At 42.2% G+C, this 18,909-nt stretch carries 17 protein-coding genes; 11 read left to right on the top strand and 6 right to left on the bottom strand.

Annotated elements, in window-relative coordinates; translation table 11 throughout:
* Nucleotides 1–53: 53 nt before the first annotated feature.
* Nucleotides 54–731 carry a tRNA (5-methylaminomethyl-2-thiouridine)(34)-methyltransferase MnmD gene (gene mnmD, locus ACFQZS_RS01435; RefSeq protein WP_377096581.1) on the bottom strand — a complete coding sequence of 226 codons (678 nt, stop codon included), beginning with the start codon at nt 729–731 and terminating at the stop codon, nt 54–56.
* A gap of 405 nt (nt 732–1,136) precedes the next feature.
* Between mnmD and ACFQZS_RS01440 the strand changes: the two genes are divergently transcribed.
* The 6 genes from ACFQZS_RS01440 to ACFQZS_RS01465 all read left to right on the top strand — a co-directional run bounded on the left by ACFQZS_RS01440 (nt 1,137) and on the right by ACFQZS_RS01465 (nt 8,263).
* The gene (locus ACFQZS_RS01440) at nt 1,137–1,940 is read left to right on the top strand and encodes a hypothetical protein (protein WP_377096584.1); all 804 of its coding nucleotides are present in this window, start codon (nt 1,137–1,139) and stop codon (nt 1,938–1,940) included.
* Nucleotides 1,941–2,072: 132 nt separating this feature from the next.
* Nucleotides 2,073–4,904, top strand: a complete 2,832-nt coding sequence (locus tag ACFQZS_RS01445; RefSeq protein ID WP_377096586.1) for a TonB-dependent receptor — start codon at nt 2,073–2,075, stop codon at nt 4,902–4,904.
* A 12-nt stretch (nt 4,905–4,916) separates the two neighbouring features.
* Nucleotides 4,917–5,732: a hypothetical protein gene (locus ACFQZS_RS01450; protein WP_377096589.1), complete on the top strand. Its 816-nt coding sequence runs from the start codon at nt 4,917–4,919 to the stop codon at nt 5,730–5,732.
* A gap of 121 nt (nt 5,733–5,853) precedes the next feature.
* On the top strand, nt 5,854–6,636 hold the full coding sequence (locus ACFQZS_RS01455; protein WP_377096592.1) for a hypothetical protein: 783 nt from the start codon (nt 5,854–5,856) through the stop codon (nt 6,634–6,636).
* 6 nt (nt 6,637–6,642) lie between these two features.
* Entirely contained in the window at nt 6,643–7,455 is an 813-nt protein-coding gene (locus tag ACFQZS_RS01460; protein ID WP_377096595.1) for a hypothetical protein, read from the top strand.
* Between the two features lie 4 nt (nt 7,456–7,459).
* Entirely contained in the window at nt 7,460–8,263 is an 804-nt protein-coding gene (locus tag ACFQZS_RS01465) for a hypothetical protein (RefSeq protein ID WP_377096597.1), read from the top strand.
* A 98-nt stretch (nt 8,264–8,361) separates the two neighbouring features.
* Here ACFQZS_RS01465 and ACFQZS_RS01470 read toward each other — a convergent pair whose 3' ends face one another.
* Complete coding sequence (locus tag ACFQZS_RS01470; RefSeq protein WP_377096600.1) at nt 8,362–9,084, bottom strand: hypothetical protein; 723 nt, start codon at nt 9,082–9,084, stop codon at nt 8,362–8,364.
* A gap of 137 nt (nt 9,085–9,221) precedes the next feature.
* Nucleotides 9,222–9,470 carry a hypothetical protein gene (locus ACFQZS_RS01475; protein ID WP_377096603.1) on the bottom strand — a complete coding sequence of 83 codons (249 nt, stop codon included), beginning with the start codon at nt 9,468–9,470 and terminating at the stop codon, nt 9,222–9,224.
* An 87-nt stretch (nt 9,471–9,557) separates the two neighbouring features.
* Here ACFQZS_RS01475 and ACFQZS_RS01480 point away from each other — a divergent pair, with 87 nt between their 5' ends.
* Complete coding sequence (locus ACFQZS_RS01480) at nt 9,558–11,567, top strand: thioredoxin domain-containing protein (RefSeq protein WP_377096606.1); 2,010 nt, start codon at nt 9,558–9,560, stop codon at nt 11,565–11,567.
* Nucleotides 11,568–11,671: 104 nt separating this feature from the next.
* Nucleotides 11,672–12,169, top strand: a complete 498-nt coding sequence (locus ACFQZS_RS01485) for an FKBP-type peptidyl-prolyl cis-trans isomerase (protein ID WP_377096609.1) — start codon at nt 11,672–11,674, stop codon at nt 12,167–12,169.
* 322 nt (nt 12,170–12,491) lie between these two features.
* Here the strand turns inward: ACFQZS_RS01485 and rsmG are convergent, their stop codons facing one another.
* From rsmG to ACFQZS_RS01500, 3 genes are read right to left on the bottom strand one after another with little or no spacing between them, the layout of a single operon-like run.
* On the bottom strand, nt 12,492–13,118 hold the full coding sequence (gene rsmG, locus ACFQZS_RS01490; protein ID WP_377096612.1) for a 16S rRNA (guanine(527)-N(7))-methyltransferase RsmG: 627 nt from the start codon (nt 13,116–13,118) through the stop codon (nt 12,492–12,494).
* A complete protein-coding gene (locus ACFQZS_RS01495; protein ID WP_377096614.1) occupies nt 13,108–13,713 on the bottom strand; it encodes an RNA polymerase sigma factor in 606 nt (201 codons plus the stop codon). The genes rsmG and ACFQZS_RS01495 overlap by 11 nt, the downstream gene beginning before the upstream one ends.
* Nucleotides 13,704–14,828: a glycosyltransferase gene (locus ACFQZS_RS01500; protein ID WP_377096616.1), complete on the bottom strand. Its 1,125-nt coding sequence runs from the start codon at nt 14,826–14,828 to the stop codon at nt 13,704–13,706. Before ACFQZS_RS01500 ends, ACFQZS_RS01495 begins: the two co-directional genes overlap by 10 nt.
* 172 nt (nt 14,829–15,000) lie before the next feature.
* On the opposite strand from ACFQZS_RS01500, the gene tgt reads away from it, so the two are divergent.
* Genes tgt through ACFQZS_RS01515 form a run of 3 tightly spaced genes read left to right on the top strand, consistent with a single transcriptional unit; the run spans nt 15,001 to nt 18,161 of the window.
* Nucleotides 15,001–16,131 (top strand): tRNA guanosine(34) transglycosylase Tgt, encoded by a 1,131-nt coding sequence (gene tgt / locus ACFQZS_RS01505; RefSeq protein WP_377096618.1) that lies wholly within the window; start codon nt 15,001–15,003, stop codon nt 16,129–16,131.
* Nucleotides 16,132–17,256, top strand: coding sequence for an LptF/LptG family permease (locus ACFQZS_RS01510; protein WP_377096621.1), 1,125 nt, complete (start codon nt 16,132–16,134; stop codon nt 17,254–17,256). It abuts the gene before it with no gap.
* Complete coding sequence (locus ACFQZS_RS01515) at nt 17,256–18,161, top strand: DMT family transporter (protein ID WP_377096624.1); 906 nt, start codon at nt 17,256–17,258, stop codon at nt 18,159–18,161. The genes ACFQZS_RS01510 and ACFQZS_RS01515 overlap by 1 nt, the downstream gene beginning before the upstream one ends.
* Nucleotides 18,162–18,909: the final 748 nt, after the last annotated feature.

The raw sequence follows: 18,909 nt of genomic DNA on the forward strand, positions 1-18,909 counted from the left end.
TGTGCAAATGTGCAGATATTATGTGTAAATGTTAAATGTAGGATAGATCATCTTCACCCCCGCAAAGCTCGCAGCATCTCCCTCTTTCCCGGTGCGCCGGGTACTTTCTGTACCTGCAGGCCCAGCGCTTTGAGTAGGCGTTTAAGGTTGCCGGTTATGGCGTAGGTAACAAACACGCCCCCGGGCTTTAAAAACTGTATGGTATGGGCAATTGCCCCCTCGTTCCACATTTCGGGTTGATGGATGGCGGCGAAGGCATCGAAGTAGATCACGTTGTATCGCTTTTCTGTTTGGAACTGTAACAGCTGGCAGTGGGCGGTTTGCAGCTGGCAGAAGTTGTTAATATTAACCGGCTGATGCAGGGATGCCTGGTAATTACCTATAAAAGCGTCCCAAATAGCGGCGGGTACATATTGCTTGTAACCGGTGCTGCTTATCATTTGCTGACTTAGCGGATAGGCTTCAATACCCGTGTAATCTAATTGTATAGCGTTTGCTGTGCAATAGTCGGCAGTAAGCAGAAAGTTAAGACCGGTGCCCAACCCAACCTCAAGCACAGACACCGCTTTTGCGCCGCTTTCGCTAATAAAGTACTCCAGACCAGTCTTCAGGAATACATGTTTGCTCTCTTGCAGGGCACCGTGGCGCGAGTGGTAGTTTTCGCCAACTTGCGGGTTAAATATGGTGTTGGAGCCGTCGGCGGTGGCTACTATTTTCAGATCGGGTGTCATGGGTGGTAAAGGTAGCAATTAGGCGGCGTTCTTGTCCCACATAAATATGAGACAAAGTGAGACAAGGTGGGACAGTTTTTTAGATAAACAATTGGCTGTAAGTAGTTTGTGTTTTGAACGTGGGACAAAGTGAGACTACTTTTAAGTCAGTAAGTTTATCTGTAAAAATTACATAAATAGCTGTAATTCAATATTTTGAAAAAAGTTAAAAATTTACATTTTTTTGGGACAAAATTGCGACGGGTTTTTGGGAAGAAAATTTACTCACCACCGATTTTTGGTGAGAATATACCTTAGCCAAATCAAGTAACTGTTTTGTTGCGATAAATTTTATAAAAACTATTGCACTACTAAAAGTTTAGTTGTAAGTTTACGAAACTATCGTAATAGATTTATTTTAGTAATATGAAAAAACTACAGTTGCTTTTATTTGCGATAATAGCGTTTGCCTACGCCAATGCACAAAAGCTCCCCAATGTGCAGCAAGCAAGTTTGCGCGCGCCGGCCAATGTAAAAATTGATGGAAAAGCTACTGAGTGGGGCGGCAAATTCCAGGCTTACAACCCCGCTACGGATATATTTTATACTATAGCCAATGATGACAAAAAACTATACCTGGTATTTAAGGCTACCGACAGGTACAATATAACCAGGATAGTAAGCGGTGGCCTTAAGATCAATATTCAGAAAAACGGATCGAAAAACGATAGCGGCAGCCCAGGCATCCAGTTCCCGTACATGGAAAAGGGAAAACGGATTTCGTTTATACAGCGCTTAGACCTGCAAGGTGCTACCGGCGAGAAAAAAAATCATATGTTAGATTCTGCAATGCAGGCCAATAATATAAAATTGAGAACTAATGTAAAACAGATCTATACCAATGCTATACCCGGTGTAGACACCGTATTATCAATATATAATGATAAGGGTATAGAAGTAGCCAATGCTTTTGACGTAGACAAGGTTTACACCGCTGAACTGGCTGTGGACCTTAAACTTTTCGGACTGAGTGCGGCCAACGCTTCAAAATTTACTTATCACATCTCAATAAAAGGTGGTGCTAATAAATACGCTATGGGTATATCTTTCGGCATGGCCACCAATAATGATGGAACACCGGCGGAAGCCTTTACCAAACAACTTAATGATTATGTTGAACAGCAAGCCGCAACTACTGATTTTTGGGGGGAGTATACCCTTGCAAAATAAACCCTATGTAAGCAACACATTATAAAAGTTAATAAATGTTAAACACCTTGCTAACTAAATAAATAGTTAGTATGTTAGCGTACCATTAAACCAATACAAGAAGACGTTCACCTTATCCAATATAATAGCCCCATGAAAGGCCTGTCTCTACTTTTTATACTATTCCTATTTTCTTTAAGGCTGCTGGCGCAGGTACCCGGAGTTGCGCCAAAAACGGGGCAATCTGCCAGTCAGGTACCGGCCGCGTTGGAGTTTAGAGATGTGAGCGGGATTGTTAAAGATGAGAAGGACGAACCTGTACCCGGAGCGGTAGTGTTCCTTCAATCGCCTTTAGATTCTGTTTATACCACTACCAATGCAAATGGGGTGTTTATATTCAAGCAGGTAAAGCGCGCGGGTTTTTACATAACAGTAAGCGGGCAGGGCATAGCCAAAACCACCAAGCTTTACCGTAATAATGATCTTTCTAAACAGATAGTGCTTGATCCCTTTGAGCTTAAGCCACCAAAAGCTATTGAATTGAAAGAGGTAACCATAAACGGCGCGCCTACTATAGTTTATAAACAGGATACGGTTGAGTACAAGGCCAGCGATTACAAGGTGCGCGAGGGTGATACGCTGGATGAACTGCTGAAAAAAATGGAAGGCTTTGATGTAGGGAGAGATGGTACCCTGCTGTACAATGGCGAAGAGGTTAAAAAAGCCCGGTTGAACGGAAAGGATTTTTTGGGCGGCAGTGTATCGCAGGTTATACAGAATTTACCGGCCGAAATAATTGAAAAAGCCCAGGTAATTGATGATTATGGCGAACAGGCGGCTAAAACAGGTATTAAAACCCAGGAACCCACTAAATTGTTAAATGTTACTACCAAGCCCGACAGGTCTATAGGTACCTATATGAGTCCAACAGTAAGCGCCGGTAACGATAAACGGTATTCTGGTAATATAACTATAACGCACATAAACGCCAACAGGCAGATAAGTATAACAGGGCGCATAAGCAACACGCAAAACGGTGTTTCAAGCGGTACCAGCGGCGGCGGCGGGGCCGGCACCACCTTTAGCGGCAATCCATCAATAAGCTACAGCGATGATTGGAAAAAGCTAAAGATGACATCGAGCTATAATTTAACTTTCAGCGACAACAATTCTATTAACAAAAGCTTCGGCGAAACGTATTCTGCCGGTAAAACACCGGATGTTAAAAACACCAGCTATTTTACACAGGAAAGTACAAACAGTGTAAGCAATAGGGGGCACCGCGGCCAGGTTAGGCTTAATTACGATTTTGACAAGTACAACAACATACAGGTAGAACCAACCTTTAGCAGGTCTACAGGAAACACCTCCAGCAACTCCTATTCAGACAATATTAATAACTTTATTACAGGATTTGAACACAGAACTGTAGAGGCAAGCACCTCCACTATCACCGGCAATACAACTATTGGCGTAAACGCCATCTATCAGCATATTTTTAAAAAACCGCGCAGAAATTTTTCGATACAATTAACGGCGAACAAGGCTGATAATACCAATAATGGAAAGAGATTTAACCACTACCGGTTTTTTGAAGACGAAACGCTTAATAAGCCAATAGATAAAAAAGACTCGTTAGTAAATTTGCTAACCCGCCGCACCAACAACACCACAACTTATGGTACTACATTCACTTATTTAGAGCCGCTTTCGCAAACCTCGCAGTTAGAGTTTATAGCCAGGTTTAACCGCAGCGTGAATGATAACGTGGCAAAGTCTGACACCGTATTGGCTAACGGACAAGTGAAAGAACTTACCCGCCTTAGTAATATATTTAACTACGCTTTTAACGAAAGCCGGTTAACAGCCAACTATACCTACAATAGTAAGAAGATCAACCTGTCAGTAGGAGCATCATTATTACCCACAACGTTAAGCGGCACACGCGTAAACAATAACAACAACCAAACGGTTTCCGCAGCTATCAGCAATTTAAGGCTGATACCTGTTTTGCGTTTTACTTATATATGGTCAACCTCTCAAAGGCTTACGGTAGGTTATACGGGTAACAACAATCTTCCTTCTTTTGATCAGATACAGCCGTTTACAGATATTTCAGATCAGTTTAATATTATCACCGGTAACCCTAACCTTAAACCTGCATTTACCAATAGTGTTAATGCATCGTATAACAACTATATAGCCAACTCTAAGTTCAACATAAGCTTATCGCTAAGCGCGTCAGAAACCAAAAACAAAATAGTTACCAATACTATTCAACGCACGCGGTTTATAGAGCCCGGCAGACCCAGCACTGCTAACGAAACTACGTTTATAAATATTGACGGTGCACATTCGGTAGGAGGCAATTACACATTGTCAAAACAACTTGCAGACAGGCGTTATAACCTGTCAGTAAGCGGTAACGTTAATTACGGCTATAACCTGGCCATGAGTAATGGTGTGCTTTATCATACCAGCACCTGGAACGTTAGAAACAGTTTTGGGCCGCGTATAAATCCTAATGATGTTATAGAGATCAATCCATCCATACAGCATCAAATTCAGCGCAACTTTACTTCGCTGCCGGGGGCCAGATCTACCCTGTACCAAACTACATCACTGGCAATTGACGGTCGCTTTACATTCAACAGCGGCTGGAGGTTTAATTACAGCGCGTCAAAAAACTTTGTAACAGGTTTGGGCGCGCTTAATACCAACCCATTGGTAATAAACGCCGGTGCCGAGCGGCAACTCTTTAAAAAGAATAATGTGTATTTAAGTTTTAATGTATACGATATTTTAAAGCAGAATAACTTTATACAGCAAAATGTATCTACAAATGGCGTAACCAATACATTGTCAAACGCCTTAAGCCGTTATTTTATGGTAAGCCTAAGGGCAAACTTCCAAAAATGGGGCGGCAGGCCTAAACGCGGCGGCGAGGAGCTGAAACGTAAAGGCGATGGTAGTTTTATCTATTAACAACTAACAAATATGAAAATCAAAAAAATTGCTGTGATGTTGATGGTAACATCATTTTGCTACAATTTGCAAGCCCAAAAGCTGCCTGGCCTGCAGCAAGCGGGTATGCGCGCTCCTGCAAACATTATAATTGATGGCAAAGCTATAGAGTGGGGCGGCTTTAAAGCCCTTAACACTGCTACAGATACATATTATACTATCGCTAATGATGATAAGAAGCTATATCTCGTAATTCATGCTGACCAGAGCACAGTTGCAAACCGGGCTGTAATTGGAGGCATAAGGCTATTGGTGCAACCCAATGGCTCAAAAAGCATGCAAGGCGCAAAAGGAATTAAATTTCCTTATTTTGAAAAGGGTTCCCGTGTAGTTTTCCCGGTAAAAAAGATTGGAGAAGTAAATACGCCTGCCGAAGGCGACTCCATAATGAAGGTATACAATCAAAGGATAGCAAGTAGCGTAAAATGGATATATACCAAAGATATTGTGGGAGTAGATAGTGTTATTGCTGTTTATAACGATAAAGGCATTCAGGCCGCGGGTGCTTTTGACCAGACAAGAGGATATACCTGCGAGATAGCGATAGACCTGGATTTACTGGGAATATCATTGGCTGATAGTAAGAAATTTGCTTATAATATCACCATAAATCCTGCCGGGCCAAATAAATTTTCAATGCCTCCGGGCATATCGTTCAGGGGCATGAATAGCGACGGCAGCATCATGAGCGAGGCACAGTCAGCGCCTTTCATCTCCACTATGGAGAAACAAAATAACGTAACGTATGCCACTACCGATTTTTGGGGAGAATATACGTTAGCTAAATAGTATTGCATTTGTATTTAAACTGCCGGCACACAAAGTTAAATTTTGTTAAATAGTTGTGGCATGTACTAAAGACGCGTAGCTTTAAAAAGCAATTAAACCTTAAAACCTATCACGCCTTATCATGAAAAAACTACAACTACTTTTACTGTCAGCGTTAGCTTTTGTAAATGCTAATGCCCAAAAGCTGCCCACCGTGCAACAGGCAGGTATGCGTGCGCCCGCGGGTGTAACAATAGATGGCAAAGCTACAGATTGGGGTGAAATGAAAGCCTATAACGAAGCAGCTGAAATTAACTATACCGTAGCCAACGACGATAAGAAGCTTTACCTGGTGGTGCAAACAGATGTTAAAGACGTTTACAACCGCATATGCAATGGCGGGGTGAAGTTTGTTGTACAAAAGAACGGCCTTAAAACCGACGAGGGCGCAGCTTTTGTGAAATATCCTTTAATAGAAGACTGGCACATTTTCGCGTTTGGCTTTAACGATCAGCTCTACAGGGTATCGAAAGTTGAGGGTAAAATACAACTTGACGCTATACCGGTACCAGAGGTAATATCAGAAGAGCAGGCAGATTCTACAATGCAGCATCATAATAAAATGTTGCAGGAAAAACTAAAATTTATTTATAGCCATGGTTTGCCGGCAATTGGCAATTTAGTGCCTGTTAGTAACGACAAGGGACTTGAGGCAGCGGTGGCATTTGATAGTAAAAAGGTTTATACCTGCGAAATGGCTATAGATATGAAATTGCTTGGATTGTCTGCCCGGGCAGGAGAAAAATTTGCATATCATATAGTGATCAATGGCGAGCCTTATAAGTATTCCTTTCCCGTCGCAAGCGTTATAAATCAACATACAGCTACAACCGATTTTTGGGGTGAATACACATTGATCAAATAAACCTTTATGAAAAAAATAACCTTATTCTTGCTCACTATCGTAGCCTTTAACACCTACGCCCAAAAGCTGCCCAATGTGCAGCAAACAAGTTTGCGTGCACCTGCCAATGTTAAAATAGACGGTAAAGCAGCCGAATGGGGCAATTTTGCCGCTTACAACTATGCCACAAGTTTACATTACACTATGGCTAACGACGATAAAAATCTGTACCTGGCCATACACGCAACAGATCCAAATGTATTAGCCAAGATCACACAACGTGGCATTGTACTGGTTATTGATCCCTCCGGAAAAAAAGATGATAAAAATGCCGTTACCGTTCAATACCCGGTTTTTGAGGTGCAGTATAAAAATAAACCCAATTTAAAGTTCAGTAACGCCGGGGGTTTAATGGCGGTACAACGCGAAGCGATCAGGTCTAATCCCGATTCTATGCTGGCCGTAGCTAATAACCGGTTAAAATTGAACGATAAGTACATCCGTACAGCGGGCATGGTGGATGTGGATACACTGCTGTCCGTTTATAACGATAAGGATATTGTTGCACGGCAGGGTTTTGAAAAATGGGAGAGTTATAACTACGAAATGTCTATCCCGTTAAAATATTTAAAGTTACCGTCTTCGGCAAAACAAGCGTTTTCTTACCATATCGTTTTAAACGGAATTGACCTTTTAAAAGATAGCGGAATGACGATGACAATGATTGATGGAAGAATGACTATGAAGGTGGATGGAAACTCTGCGTTATACAAAAAGGATGACTTTCCCGCCCTTACCACCACTACCGATTTTTGGGGCGAATACACTTTAGCCAAATAACCTTATGAAAAAGCTACAATTACTACTATTTAGCGCTTTAGCGTATGTAAGCGCTTACGCTCAAAAGCTGCCCAATAAGCAGGAAGCAAGCATACGCATACCTGCAACTGTTAAAATTGACGGTAAAGCCGCGGAATGGGATAATAAGCTAAAGGCCTATAACACTGCCACAGATTTTTCTTATACGCTGGCCAATAACAACGAAGATCTATACTTAGTTATCCAAACCAAAGACCGCTTTGTATTTAATAAAATTATTGACAGGGGGTTAACGTTATCAGTTAAAAACACAAAAACGGGTAAAACAGCAAACATCACTTATCCGCATACCACCTATACCGGTAAAAACGAGCGGGTATCTTCAGGCTTTGGTTTCGGGATGATAATAGCTGAACAGAAAGTTCCGGAAGACGAAATAGCAGGCTATAATAAAATGTTAAAGGCCAGGCACAAATTTATAAAAGTTGATGGTGTTGAAGGGCTGGATTCGCTGGTATCTGTTTATAACGAAAACGGCATCAACGCTGCCGAGCAGTTTGATAATGACAAAGTTTATACTTTAGAAATGGCGGTAAAGCTTAAACTTTTAGGACTTTCGGCAAATGACGGAACCAAATTTTCTTACAAGCTAAGGGTTAATACAGTACCGGGTGCTCCATTACTTGGCCCCGATACCAAGATGGTTATGATGGGTGGTGGCGAAATAACGCCGGAAATAAGGCAGCAGGCAATGTTCGATATGAATGAGAAAGTGGTTAAAATGTACGGCGGAACCGAGTTTGATGGTGAATACACGTTAGCCAAATAAAGGTCCCCTGTAAACTAACCATAAACCAGGTTAAAAAAAAGACTTCGGTCGTCACCGAAGTCTTTTTGGGTATAATATATGATAGGGGAAAATTGCGCTTAATTTAAACCGCGCCTGGTAGCAACATTGCTGGCAAAGTTAGGGCGGTTGTCATTACCACGCCCGCGGTTATCGTCTCTGCCTTCACCTCGCCCTGGTTGTGATGGTCTGTCAAAACCTCCGTTACCCCGGTTGTCATTTGGCGACGGCCTTCCTTCGCCACGTCCCGGTTGTGATGGTCTGTCAAAACCTCCGTTACCTCTGTTATCGTTCCTTTGGTCCGGGCGATTGTTATTACCCCTGTTCCAATCCGGGCGGTTGTCATTCCTGTTGTTATTCCAGTTTGGGCGATTGTTACCGGCGTTCCTGTCCCAGTCCCTGCGGTCATTCCGGTTATCATAACGCCTCCAGTCAAACTGGTTGCCGCTATACCTGGTACGATAAACATTATGGTTTAAATAAGGGCGGTTGGCGCGGATCTCTACGTGCCTAACGTTGCGCCAGCTGTAGTTGCTGTAAGCACCGGGCAGGTAAACTGCAGATACCCATGCGTATCCGTTGTTATAATAGTAGAGGTTTTCGCCAACGCTATAATAGGCGTCAACTTCGGGCAGATAATAGTAGTCGTCATAAACTGCAACCGGTCTTTCTACTACCACCGGTCTTTGCACTACAACCGGCCCGCCTAAATTAAATCCAACGCTAACGTGTACCTGTGCGCTTGCGCTATTGTAAGCAAAACCACCAAGGGCTAATGCTGATATTATGGCTAACTTTTTCATTTTCTTCTCGTTTTTATTTGCATTTATGACGATGAAAAAGAAGCAGGGTTTAACCGGTTATACCTGTAAACCCCTTAATATGAAATAAAATTTAGCCCGTTAAACCTTTGGCAAAACAGGCCTTCTAAGCAAGAATTTTAAGCCGCCAGTTTCTGGGTTATCTTAACATTCTCAATCAGGTAGTGGTTTTTAAGTTCCAGCTCTGATATCACAACGTTAAAATCGTCAAAGCGGATGCCGTTTTCAAAAGCGTACAAAATGTAACCGCGTTTGTTGGCATCGTAAGGGCCCAGCTCAAAAATCTCGTCGTAGTTTTTACCTTTTATTTTCGCGCCAATTACCAATTGGTAAGCGTCTGTTATGTTTTCAAAAGTGATGTTTTTCATAGTGATTGGTCTAATACAATAATGTTGCCAGTTTTTTTGGTAAGGTTTTACCATGCCTTTGTGCATCTTTGTATAATATCTATCACCATGAATAAACTGGCCAATTCAACATCGCCATATCTGCTGCAACATGCCAATAACCCGGTTAACTGGTATCCCTGGGGTGCCGAAGCATTGCAAAAAGCTAAGGAGGAGAATAAGCTTATTATAGTAAGTATTGGCTACTCGGCCTGCCATTGGTGCCATGTTATGGAGCATGAGAGTTTTGAGGATGAACAAGTGGCTGCTGTAATGAACGAGTATTTTGTGTGTATTAAGGTGGACAGGGAAGAACGCCCCGATGTTGACCAGATCTATATGAGCGCCATACAGCTAATGAGCGGCAGAGGCGGATGGCCGCTTAACTGCATTTGCCTGCCAGATCAGCGCCCCATTTATGGTGGCACTTACTACCGCAAACAGGACTGGACAAGTATTTTATTTAACCTGGCCGACCTATACAAGCAAAAGCCCGAGGAAGCCGAAGATTACGCCGTGCGCCTTACAGATGGCATACAACGCTTCGAAACGCTTGATCGTATTGAAGAGCAGCCCGAGTATACCCGTACAGACCTGGAGCAAATTGTAAACGTATGGAAAAGACACCTGGATAGGGTGGAAGGTGGTATAGGTAAGGCACCCAAGTTCCCGATGCCTAACAACTGGATAAGCCTGATGCGTTACGCGCACTTAGCAGGTGATGAAGATGTAGCATCGGCGGTGCAGCTTACCTTGCAAAAAATGGCGCAGGGCGGGATATACGACCATGTGGGCGGCGGTTTTGCCCGCTACTCGGTTGATGGCTTATGGCATGTGCCGCATTTTGAGAAGATGTTGTATGATAATGGCCAGCTGGTGAGCCTGTATGCAGAAGCACATACCTGGCGTCCTGATCCGCAATATAAACAGGTGGTTAAAGAGATAGTTGAGTTTGCGGCTCGTGAACTTTGTTCGCCTGATGGCGGCTTTTACTCGGCGCTTGATGCCGATAGCGAGGGCGTGGAAGGTAAATTCTATACGTTCACAAAAGATGAAATTACAGCTATTTTAGGTGATGACGCTGATGTTTTCTGCATTTATTACCATATCACCGATGAAGGTAACTGGCCCGAAGAGGAAACCAATGTATTATTTAAACGAGGCGCTGATAAAGATCTGGCCGAAGCATTGGGCATGCCTGTTGAGGTAATGTTGGATAAAGTAGCAGCTGCACGTACAAAAGTTTTTGAAGCCCGCAGTCCCCGTATCCGGCCCGGTTTGGATGATAAAATACTGGCATCATGGAACGGTTTGATGTTAAAGGGGCTTTGCGATGCGTACAAGGCCTTTAACGAGCCATATTACCTTGAACTGGCCTTAAACAACGCCAAATTTATTACTGCTAAACTGATAGATGACAATGGCAGGCTGCATCGCATTTATAAAAAACCGGGTAGCACCGCGCCTGATGTTGCCTTTTTAGATGACTATGCTAACCTGATAAACGCCTTTATAGCGCTGTATGAGGTAACTTTTGATGAAGCATGGCTTGCACAGGCCAAAGTTTTGACAGACAGGGCGCTGCAGTATTATTATAACCACGAAGACGGTATTTTCTTTTATACCGGAGATAATGACGAGCAGTTAATAGCCAGAAAGTCAGAAATAATGGATAGCGTTATCCCTGCATCCAACTCGGTAATGGCGCGTAACCTGAAAAAATTAGGGCTGTTGTTTGATGATGAGCAGTATTTAGGAATTGCCGCCCAACTGCTGCGTAACGTTATGCCGCATATGGTTAAGTTTGGTTCCTCGTATTCTAACTGGTTTATGATGCTTACAGAGGAGGTGTTCGGGATGTATGAAGTTGCCATTACAGGTAACAACTGGGATGAGTTACGCGGCGAAATGGAAAAAAATTACATTCCTAATAAAATTATGTTGGGAGGTACAGCAGGAATTTTACCTTTGCTGCAAGGTAAGTTTGGGCAGGCAACACAAATTTTTGTATGCAAAGACAAAACCTGTGGCTTGCCGGCTGTTGATATATCCGGCGCGCTAAAACAAATCAGTAATTGAAACATTATTTATAAAACAGCCCTTTTGCAATAGCAGGGCATTAAACAGTTCCTTAAGGTGTTAGCGCCGCGAGGGACACATTGAAAATTGTAAAATTAATTCCAATGAAAATTGAACCACAACACGTAGTGTCAGTAACATATGATCTGTATGTAGACCAGGACGGAACAGAAAACCTGGTTGAAAGTGCAACCCAGGAGCAACCGCTTACTTTTTTATTTGGTGTTGGCCAAATGCTGCCCAAGTTTGAAGAAAATATGAGCACACTATCAACCGGCGATACTTACGACTTTAAACTAACCGCACAAGACGCGTATGGCGAGTATGACGACGAAGCGGTAGCTAACCTGCCAAAAGAGATGTTTGCGGGAGCAGATGTGCCAGAAATAGGTTCTATTTTGCCTTTGCAGGATAACAATGGCAACCGTTTTCAGGGCCAGGTAGTATCAGTAGCTGAAGATTCTGTTGTAGTTGATCTTAACCATCCAATGGCTGGTCAGGAACTGCACTTTAAAGGAACCATCCTTAACGTACGCCCTGCTACACCCGAGGAGTTGTCTCATGGCCACGCGCATGGCGTTGATGGACATCAAGGTCACTAACTCATACACAACCGGTATTAAAAAAGGCCGTCTCTGTTAAGGAGGCAGCCTTTTTTGCCTATATCTTAAAAAACCATCGCCCTCCGGGCATTTGCCTAAGCCAACCTACAATAACCCTTTATGCAGAAGAAAGATAAACCAGTGCTTAAATGTTATAAGTGCGGAACAGTTTACCATTACAAGGTGCCGCCAAACTGGTTTTTACGCAATGTGCTGTTCTTTTTGCCGGTAAAGTCATTTTTTTGCGCACGCTGCTTAAAGGTTCGCCACCTTTTTATGACGTCGGAAGAATTGAGAAAATATAAACCCGTTTAAGTGATTTTTATCCTTTTACGTAGATAACCTGCTTGGTATCAAAAAACTCCTCTTTAAAAAGGTCTTTAAGATAGTATTGCTGCACTTTTAAGTCAGATTCAGCTATCTCTTCGGTCAAATCGCCACCCTTTAAGTATAAAAGGCCGTTTGCCAATACATTTTTAGATTGCTTATTGTATTTGTTTTTTATCCAGGGATGGAAATCTTTTAAACGGGTTACCGCGCGCGATATCACAAAATCAAATTTTTCATCCACCTGTTCGGCACGTACATGGGCGGCGCGTACATTTTTAAGCCCTAAAGCCTGGGCCACTTCCTGTACTACCTTTATCTTTTTGCCAATAGAATCTACCAGGAAAAACTGTGTTTCAGGAAACATTATCGCCAATGGTATGCCTGGAAAGCCTCCGCCTGTGCCTACATCAAGCACCTTTTCGCCCGGTAAAAAAGGCATTACCTTAGCTATTCCTAATGAGTGCAGCACATGCCGTTCAAATAACTGGTCAATATCCTTGCGAGAAATAACGTTGATCTGGTTGTTCCAAAGCTCATAAAGCTCGGGCAGGCGCTCAAACCGTTTTTTTTGCGTCGGGCTCAGATCCGGAAAGTAAGAAAATAGTGCTTCAGATGTCATCCCTGCTTACCCGGTTTATAATGTTCCCTAACAAATAACGCGCTCTGAATAACTGCGCTTTTACGGTGCCCAAAGGCAGATCAAGCTGCTGGGCAATCTCTTCGTACGATAGTTCGTCAAAATAACGCAGCGTTATCAGATTACGGTAACGTTGCGGCAAACTTTGTATCAGCAACCTCAGTTCTTCAGTTTGCTGTTTTTTTATTGATGTTTCTTCCGGATTTAATTCATCTGCTTTTATCTGCAACTGTCTTTCCTCGCCATCGTCATCCATCATGCCGTGAATAGAAAGTGTATTCAATTTTTTCTTGCGGATAAAATCAATGCAGTTATTGGTTGCAACCCTGAATAACCAGGTGCTAAACGCATAATCGGGCTGGTACTTTTCTAGCTTCTCAAACGCCTTGGCAAACGTCTCAACGGTAAGGTCCATGGCGTCTTCCTTATTATTCACCATTTTCAGTACCATAAAATAAATGGAATCCTTGTACCGGTGCATCAGGTCTGCGTAAGCTTTCTGATTGCCTTCGCGGGCCTTCACTACCAGGTGGAAGTCGTTCTTTGCGTTTTCGGTAAAATTAGAGTTTATTTCCATTGCCTGGTTTTAACAAGTGCGCCTATAAGGCCAAACACACTAACGTAAATGTAATAAACAAAATCAATCAACGGTAAGTACCAAAGCTGTGCCCCGGCTGCTAATTTTTTAAATATCTTACTGTAAATAATCAGCTGTAAAACCCATCGCATAATAAAAACACCCAATACCCATAAAGGTTCTATATTTAAAACAAGACAGGCTATAAATACAACATAAAATACCAATCCGCTTAATGCTTCAGCACTCAACATGCGGCGATGTTTGCCACGATACAGCTTTCCGGCACCCATATGGCGCTTTTTTTGGCGGAACAGGCCGCCCAATGAAGCTTTTGCAGGCGTATACATAAAAGCGTCGGGGTGAATCTCTATAGCTGTGTTAGCAGAAGTGGCGTTTTGATTAACAAATAAATCATCATCGCCAGACAATACATGCATATGGGCCGCGAAACCCTTGCTTGCAAAAAACAAAGATTTGGTATAGGCCAGATTACGCCCTATGCCCATATACGCGTTGCCATTTAATGCTGCCGATAAGTAATTTATAGCTGTTTTTAAGGTTTCAAAACGGATGATGGAATTTAAGAAGTTCTTTGTTTCGATATATGGCGAGTAGCCCAAAACAATTTGTGTTTGCGGATGCTCAAATTTACCGGCCATGTAAGTTATCCAGTTTTTGGATGAGGGGCTGCAATCTGCATCAGTAAACAAAAGATGCTCATGCGTGGCTGCTTTTATGCCAAGGGTAAGCGCGAATTTTTTACCTGTTTTAAAGCGTATATGCTCTGTTTTAGTAACCACTTTAAGGTGCGGGTAGGTTTGCTGCAGCTCTTGTAATAAAAGGTCCGAATCATCCGAAGAGCAATCATTAACCACTATAACTTCAAAATTTGGATAGTCCTGCTCTAAAATAGGCGGGAGGTTTTCTCTCAGATTTTTAACCTCGTTGCGGGCACTTATAATAACTGATACGGGTAGTTTGGCTTCGGGAAGCTCCTCTGTAGGCCGGTAAGTAGCTAACGACCGCTGATGTGCCACCAGATAATATAACTGTATAACAAACGTCAGCAAAAAAATACCCAGTAATGTAACGCGTAAATAAAGATCTAACACTGAATTAAAATGTGGGAGCAAAGTTGTGAAATTTTAGTTGATTAGTGAACAGAGATTAGTGATTAGTTTTAGCATAGTTAGTCGCAAATGGCGTACGTTTCGTTGCCGCGGCTATTAACTGGTTTCTAATCACAAATCTCTAATCACTAATTACTAACTTTGCCCCCTGCAAATGAAATTTAATTTAACAGCACAAGATCCGCTATCAAAAGCCCGGGCGGGCCAGATAACAACCGATCACGGTACTATACCAACTCCAATTTTTATGCCTGTGGGTACAGCGGGCACCGTAAAAGCAGTGCATCAGCGCGAACTTAAAGACGATATTGAAGCCAAAATAATATTAGGTAATACCTATCACCTTTATTTACGGCCGGGTTTAGATGTATTGGAACGCGCGGGTGGCTTGCATAAGTTTAACGGATGGGAGGGCCCGATATTGACAGATAGCGGTGGCTACCAGGTATACTCTTTAAGCGAGGTTAGAAAAATAAAAGAAGAAGGCGTTACTTTCCGGTCGCATATTGATGGGTCAAAACACTTGTTTACGCCCGAGAATGTGATGGATATTCAGCGGGTAATTGGCGCGGATATTATAATGGCATTTGATGAGTGTACGCCCTATCCCTGCGATTATAATTACGCCAAAAAATCTATTGAAATGACGCACCGCTGGTTAAAGCGCTGCTGCGACAGGTTTGACAGTACGGCGCCCAAATATGGTTACAATCAAACATTGTTTCCAATTGTGCAGGGATCGGTATATAAAGATCTGCGTGTACGCTCGGCCGAAGTTATCGCCTCATTTGAGCGTGAAGGTAATGCGATAGGAGGCCTTTCTGTAGGCGAACCTGCCGAAGAAATGTATGCCATGACAGAAATTGTGTGCGATATATTACCGACGGAAAAACCACGTTATTTAATGGGCGTAGGTACGCCTATAAATCTTTTGGAAAATATTGCCTTAGGTATTGATATGTTTGATTGTGTTATGCCTACCCGCAACGCGCGCAACGGTATGCTTTTTACAAAAAATGGCGTTATCAACATAAAAAATGAAAAGTGGAAGGATGATTTTTCGCCAATAGAGGAGGATAGCACCTTGTTTGCTGATAAGCAGTATACAAAAGCGTATTTACGCCATCTGATACACTCGGGCGAAATGTTGGGTGCGCAGATAGCTACTTTGCATAACCTGCACTTTTACCTATGGCTGGTAGCAGAAGCACGCGCTAGGATAATATCAGGCGAGTTTACCGCATGGAAAAACACAATGGTTAACCGGTTGGGCCAAAGGCTTTAAATGAAGGCATTTTTATACAGATATCTTACAATACTTGACCGGTACATCATAAAAAAGTACCTGGGCACCTTCATTTTTACGCTGTTAATTGTTATAACCATATCTGTTGTGTTTGATATATCAGAACACCTGGATAATTTTTTAACGCACAACAGATCGTTTTTTGAAATAGCCAGGTATTATATGGGGTTCATCCCATTTTTCCTTGATATGTTATCGCCACTGATAACCTTTTTAGCAGTAATATTTTTTACAGCTAAAATGGCTAACCAAACCGAAATAGTGCCCATACTAAGCAGCAAGGCAAGTTTTATGCGCTTTTTAAGGCCTTATTTTATAACGGCTACGCTTATTTTCATTGTTTCGCTTATTGGTAAGATTTATATAATACCCTATACCAACCAGATAAAAGTATCTTTTGAGAACGAAAACGGCTTTAACGGCGAGTTTAACGTGAAAAATGAAGTGCACCTGCAACTGGATAAGAACACTTACGTTTATGTACAATCCTTTGATAAATTTTCAAAAACAGGCTATCAGTTTGTGCTGGAAAAATTTGATGGCGATTACATGAAGGAAAGAATAGTGGCCAATTCAATTTGGTACGATTCTGTGAAGACCTCCAAGCGCCCTAATGCCGCGTTAAAAATATGGAACATGCGCGATTATTCTGTGCGATACGTAAGCGGAATGAAGGAGAAATTGGTGATGAACCTTAATAAAGATACTACGCTTAATATGCAACCGTCAGACTTTGAGCTGATAAGCAACACGTATTCTGCTATGGCATTGTCTGAGTTAAATAAGCGCATAAAACAAGAAGAGATCCGTGGATCAGGCGACCTGAAGGATATGCTTTTTGAAAAATACCGGCGCTTTATATACCCCTTCGCGGCGTTTGTTCTTACGGCAATCGGTGTATCTATTTCCTCCAGGCGGGTTAGGGGCGGCATAGGCATGCCTTTGGGTATTGGTTTGTTCCTTTGTTTCGCCTATATCGTGGTTGATAAGTTCGCGCTGGTATTTGCCATTAAAGGCGGTCTGTCGCCATTTATTGCCACGCTTATACCTAATGCCCTTTTTGGGCTGATAGGTCTTTATTTGCTTTATAAAGCGCCAAAATAATGATCAGGCGCGCGCAGTCAAATCCGGCCCTAAACAATAACCTGCTTATACTGCATTTTACTGTTTTTATCTGGGGATTTACCAGCATTTTAGGCGCGCTGATTTCGATATCAGCCGTGCAGTTGGTGTGGTACCGGGTGCTCATAGCAATGGTGTCGCTGTTTCTGTATTTTAAGTTTAACAAAACAGGTTTTACGGTATCGCGTAAGAGCTTTGTGCAGCTTGCTTTGATAGGAGCAATGGTGGGCGCTCACTGGATATTATTCTTCGCCTCCATCAAATTGGCTAACGTTCCGGTGGCCCTGGTATGCCTGTCATCCATTACTTTATTTACCGCTATACTTGATCCTGTCATCAACAAAAAGCAAATTTCAAAGCTGGAGATCATTGCAGGAATTTTGATCATAACCGGCATCGTTATCATTTTTAAATTTGAGGTACGATACACTAAGGGTATTATAGCCGGCCTGTGCAGCGCGTTATTTGCCTCCTTGTTTTCTATTGCCAACTCGGTGCAGATCAAAAAGTACCAGGCACCTGTAATAGCATTTTACGAGCTCACCGGCGCTTTTTTCTGGACTACTTTGTACCTTTTATTTACCGGCGGATTTGATAAATACATGCTGCTTCATCGCGCTGATATTGGTTATTTATTGCTGCTTGGCACCGTCTGCACGTCGCTCGCGTATGTGGCAGGAGTGTCCGTAATGCGCGAACTTTCCGCGTTCCGTGTGGCGCTTATCACCAACCTGGAGCCTGTTTACGGCATACTCATGTCCTTTCTTTTTTTTGGCAACAGCGATAAAATGACGGTCGGTTTTTGGGTAGGAGCGCTCATTATCCTTTCTACTATCTTCCTGTTTCCGGTTGCCCGCAAACATATCAGCAGCCAAAAGCAAGGTTAATTCTTTCCCCGTTACTTATTGCATTTTACAAAATAATAGCAGGGTAGGGGCTAATGTTTAATGTGCCTAAACGCATTTTAAAGAGATCTAAGCCATTTTTCCATTTCATTGCTTCCGTATACATATTCAGAAAAATCATGCTTTATAGGGCAAATTTCAACAGGCTATTTGTGTAGCGAATTGCACTGAAATGCTCTAACGCGTTATTAGCGTTAATCAGGCCATTTATGGGTTAAAATATCTGTTTATCTTACATAAATAATCGAATTTTAATATATTTATAATTGTTTAATAATCAAATAATTATAATACATTATAAGAAGTTATACTGCTGATATGGCAACCTAACTCTAATATGATAAAACTAAATTTTTTAGCATTGATTTTATACATGCTTAAATTTTGATATATAATACTGTTAATCAAAGCTTAGTAAGCAGTTAAATAAATGAATAAATTATGTTTGGAAATTGATGCTTTTTTCGGAGGGCTTAGTGTATCAAAATGGCTATTTTGATATTTTGCGAAAAATCGGGGGATGTTGCCGCGCAAAATTTTTCATCCCTTTTTTGACATAATTGGTGATGATATAAGGCCCGGTGCACTCGCCTTTTTTGTGAGGGTACGCCCCGCTTATAAAATCAACACGGGTATACTATTACAATAACGGTGCCATGTTGTAAATCGCCACCGGTCGGCGGTCCTCGGATGATTTGAAAGCCGGGTGCGATTTTTGAAACAACCGGGC

The organism is Mucilaginibacter calamicampi (assembly GCF_042676765.1).
Lineage (GTDB): Bacteria > Bacteroidota > Bacteroidia > Sphingobacteriales > Sphingobacteriaceae > Mucilaginibacter > Mucilaginibacter calamicampi.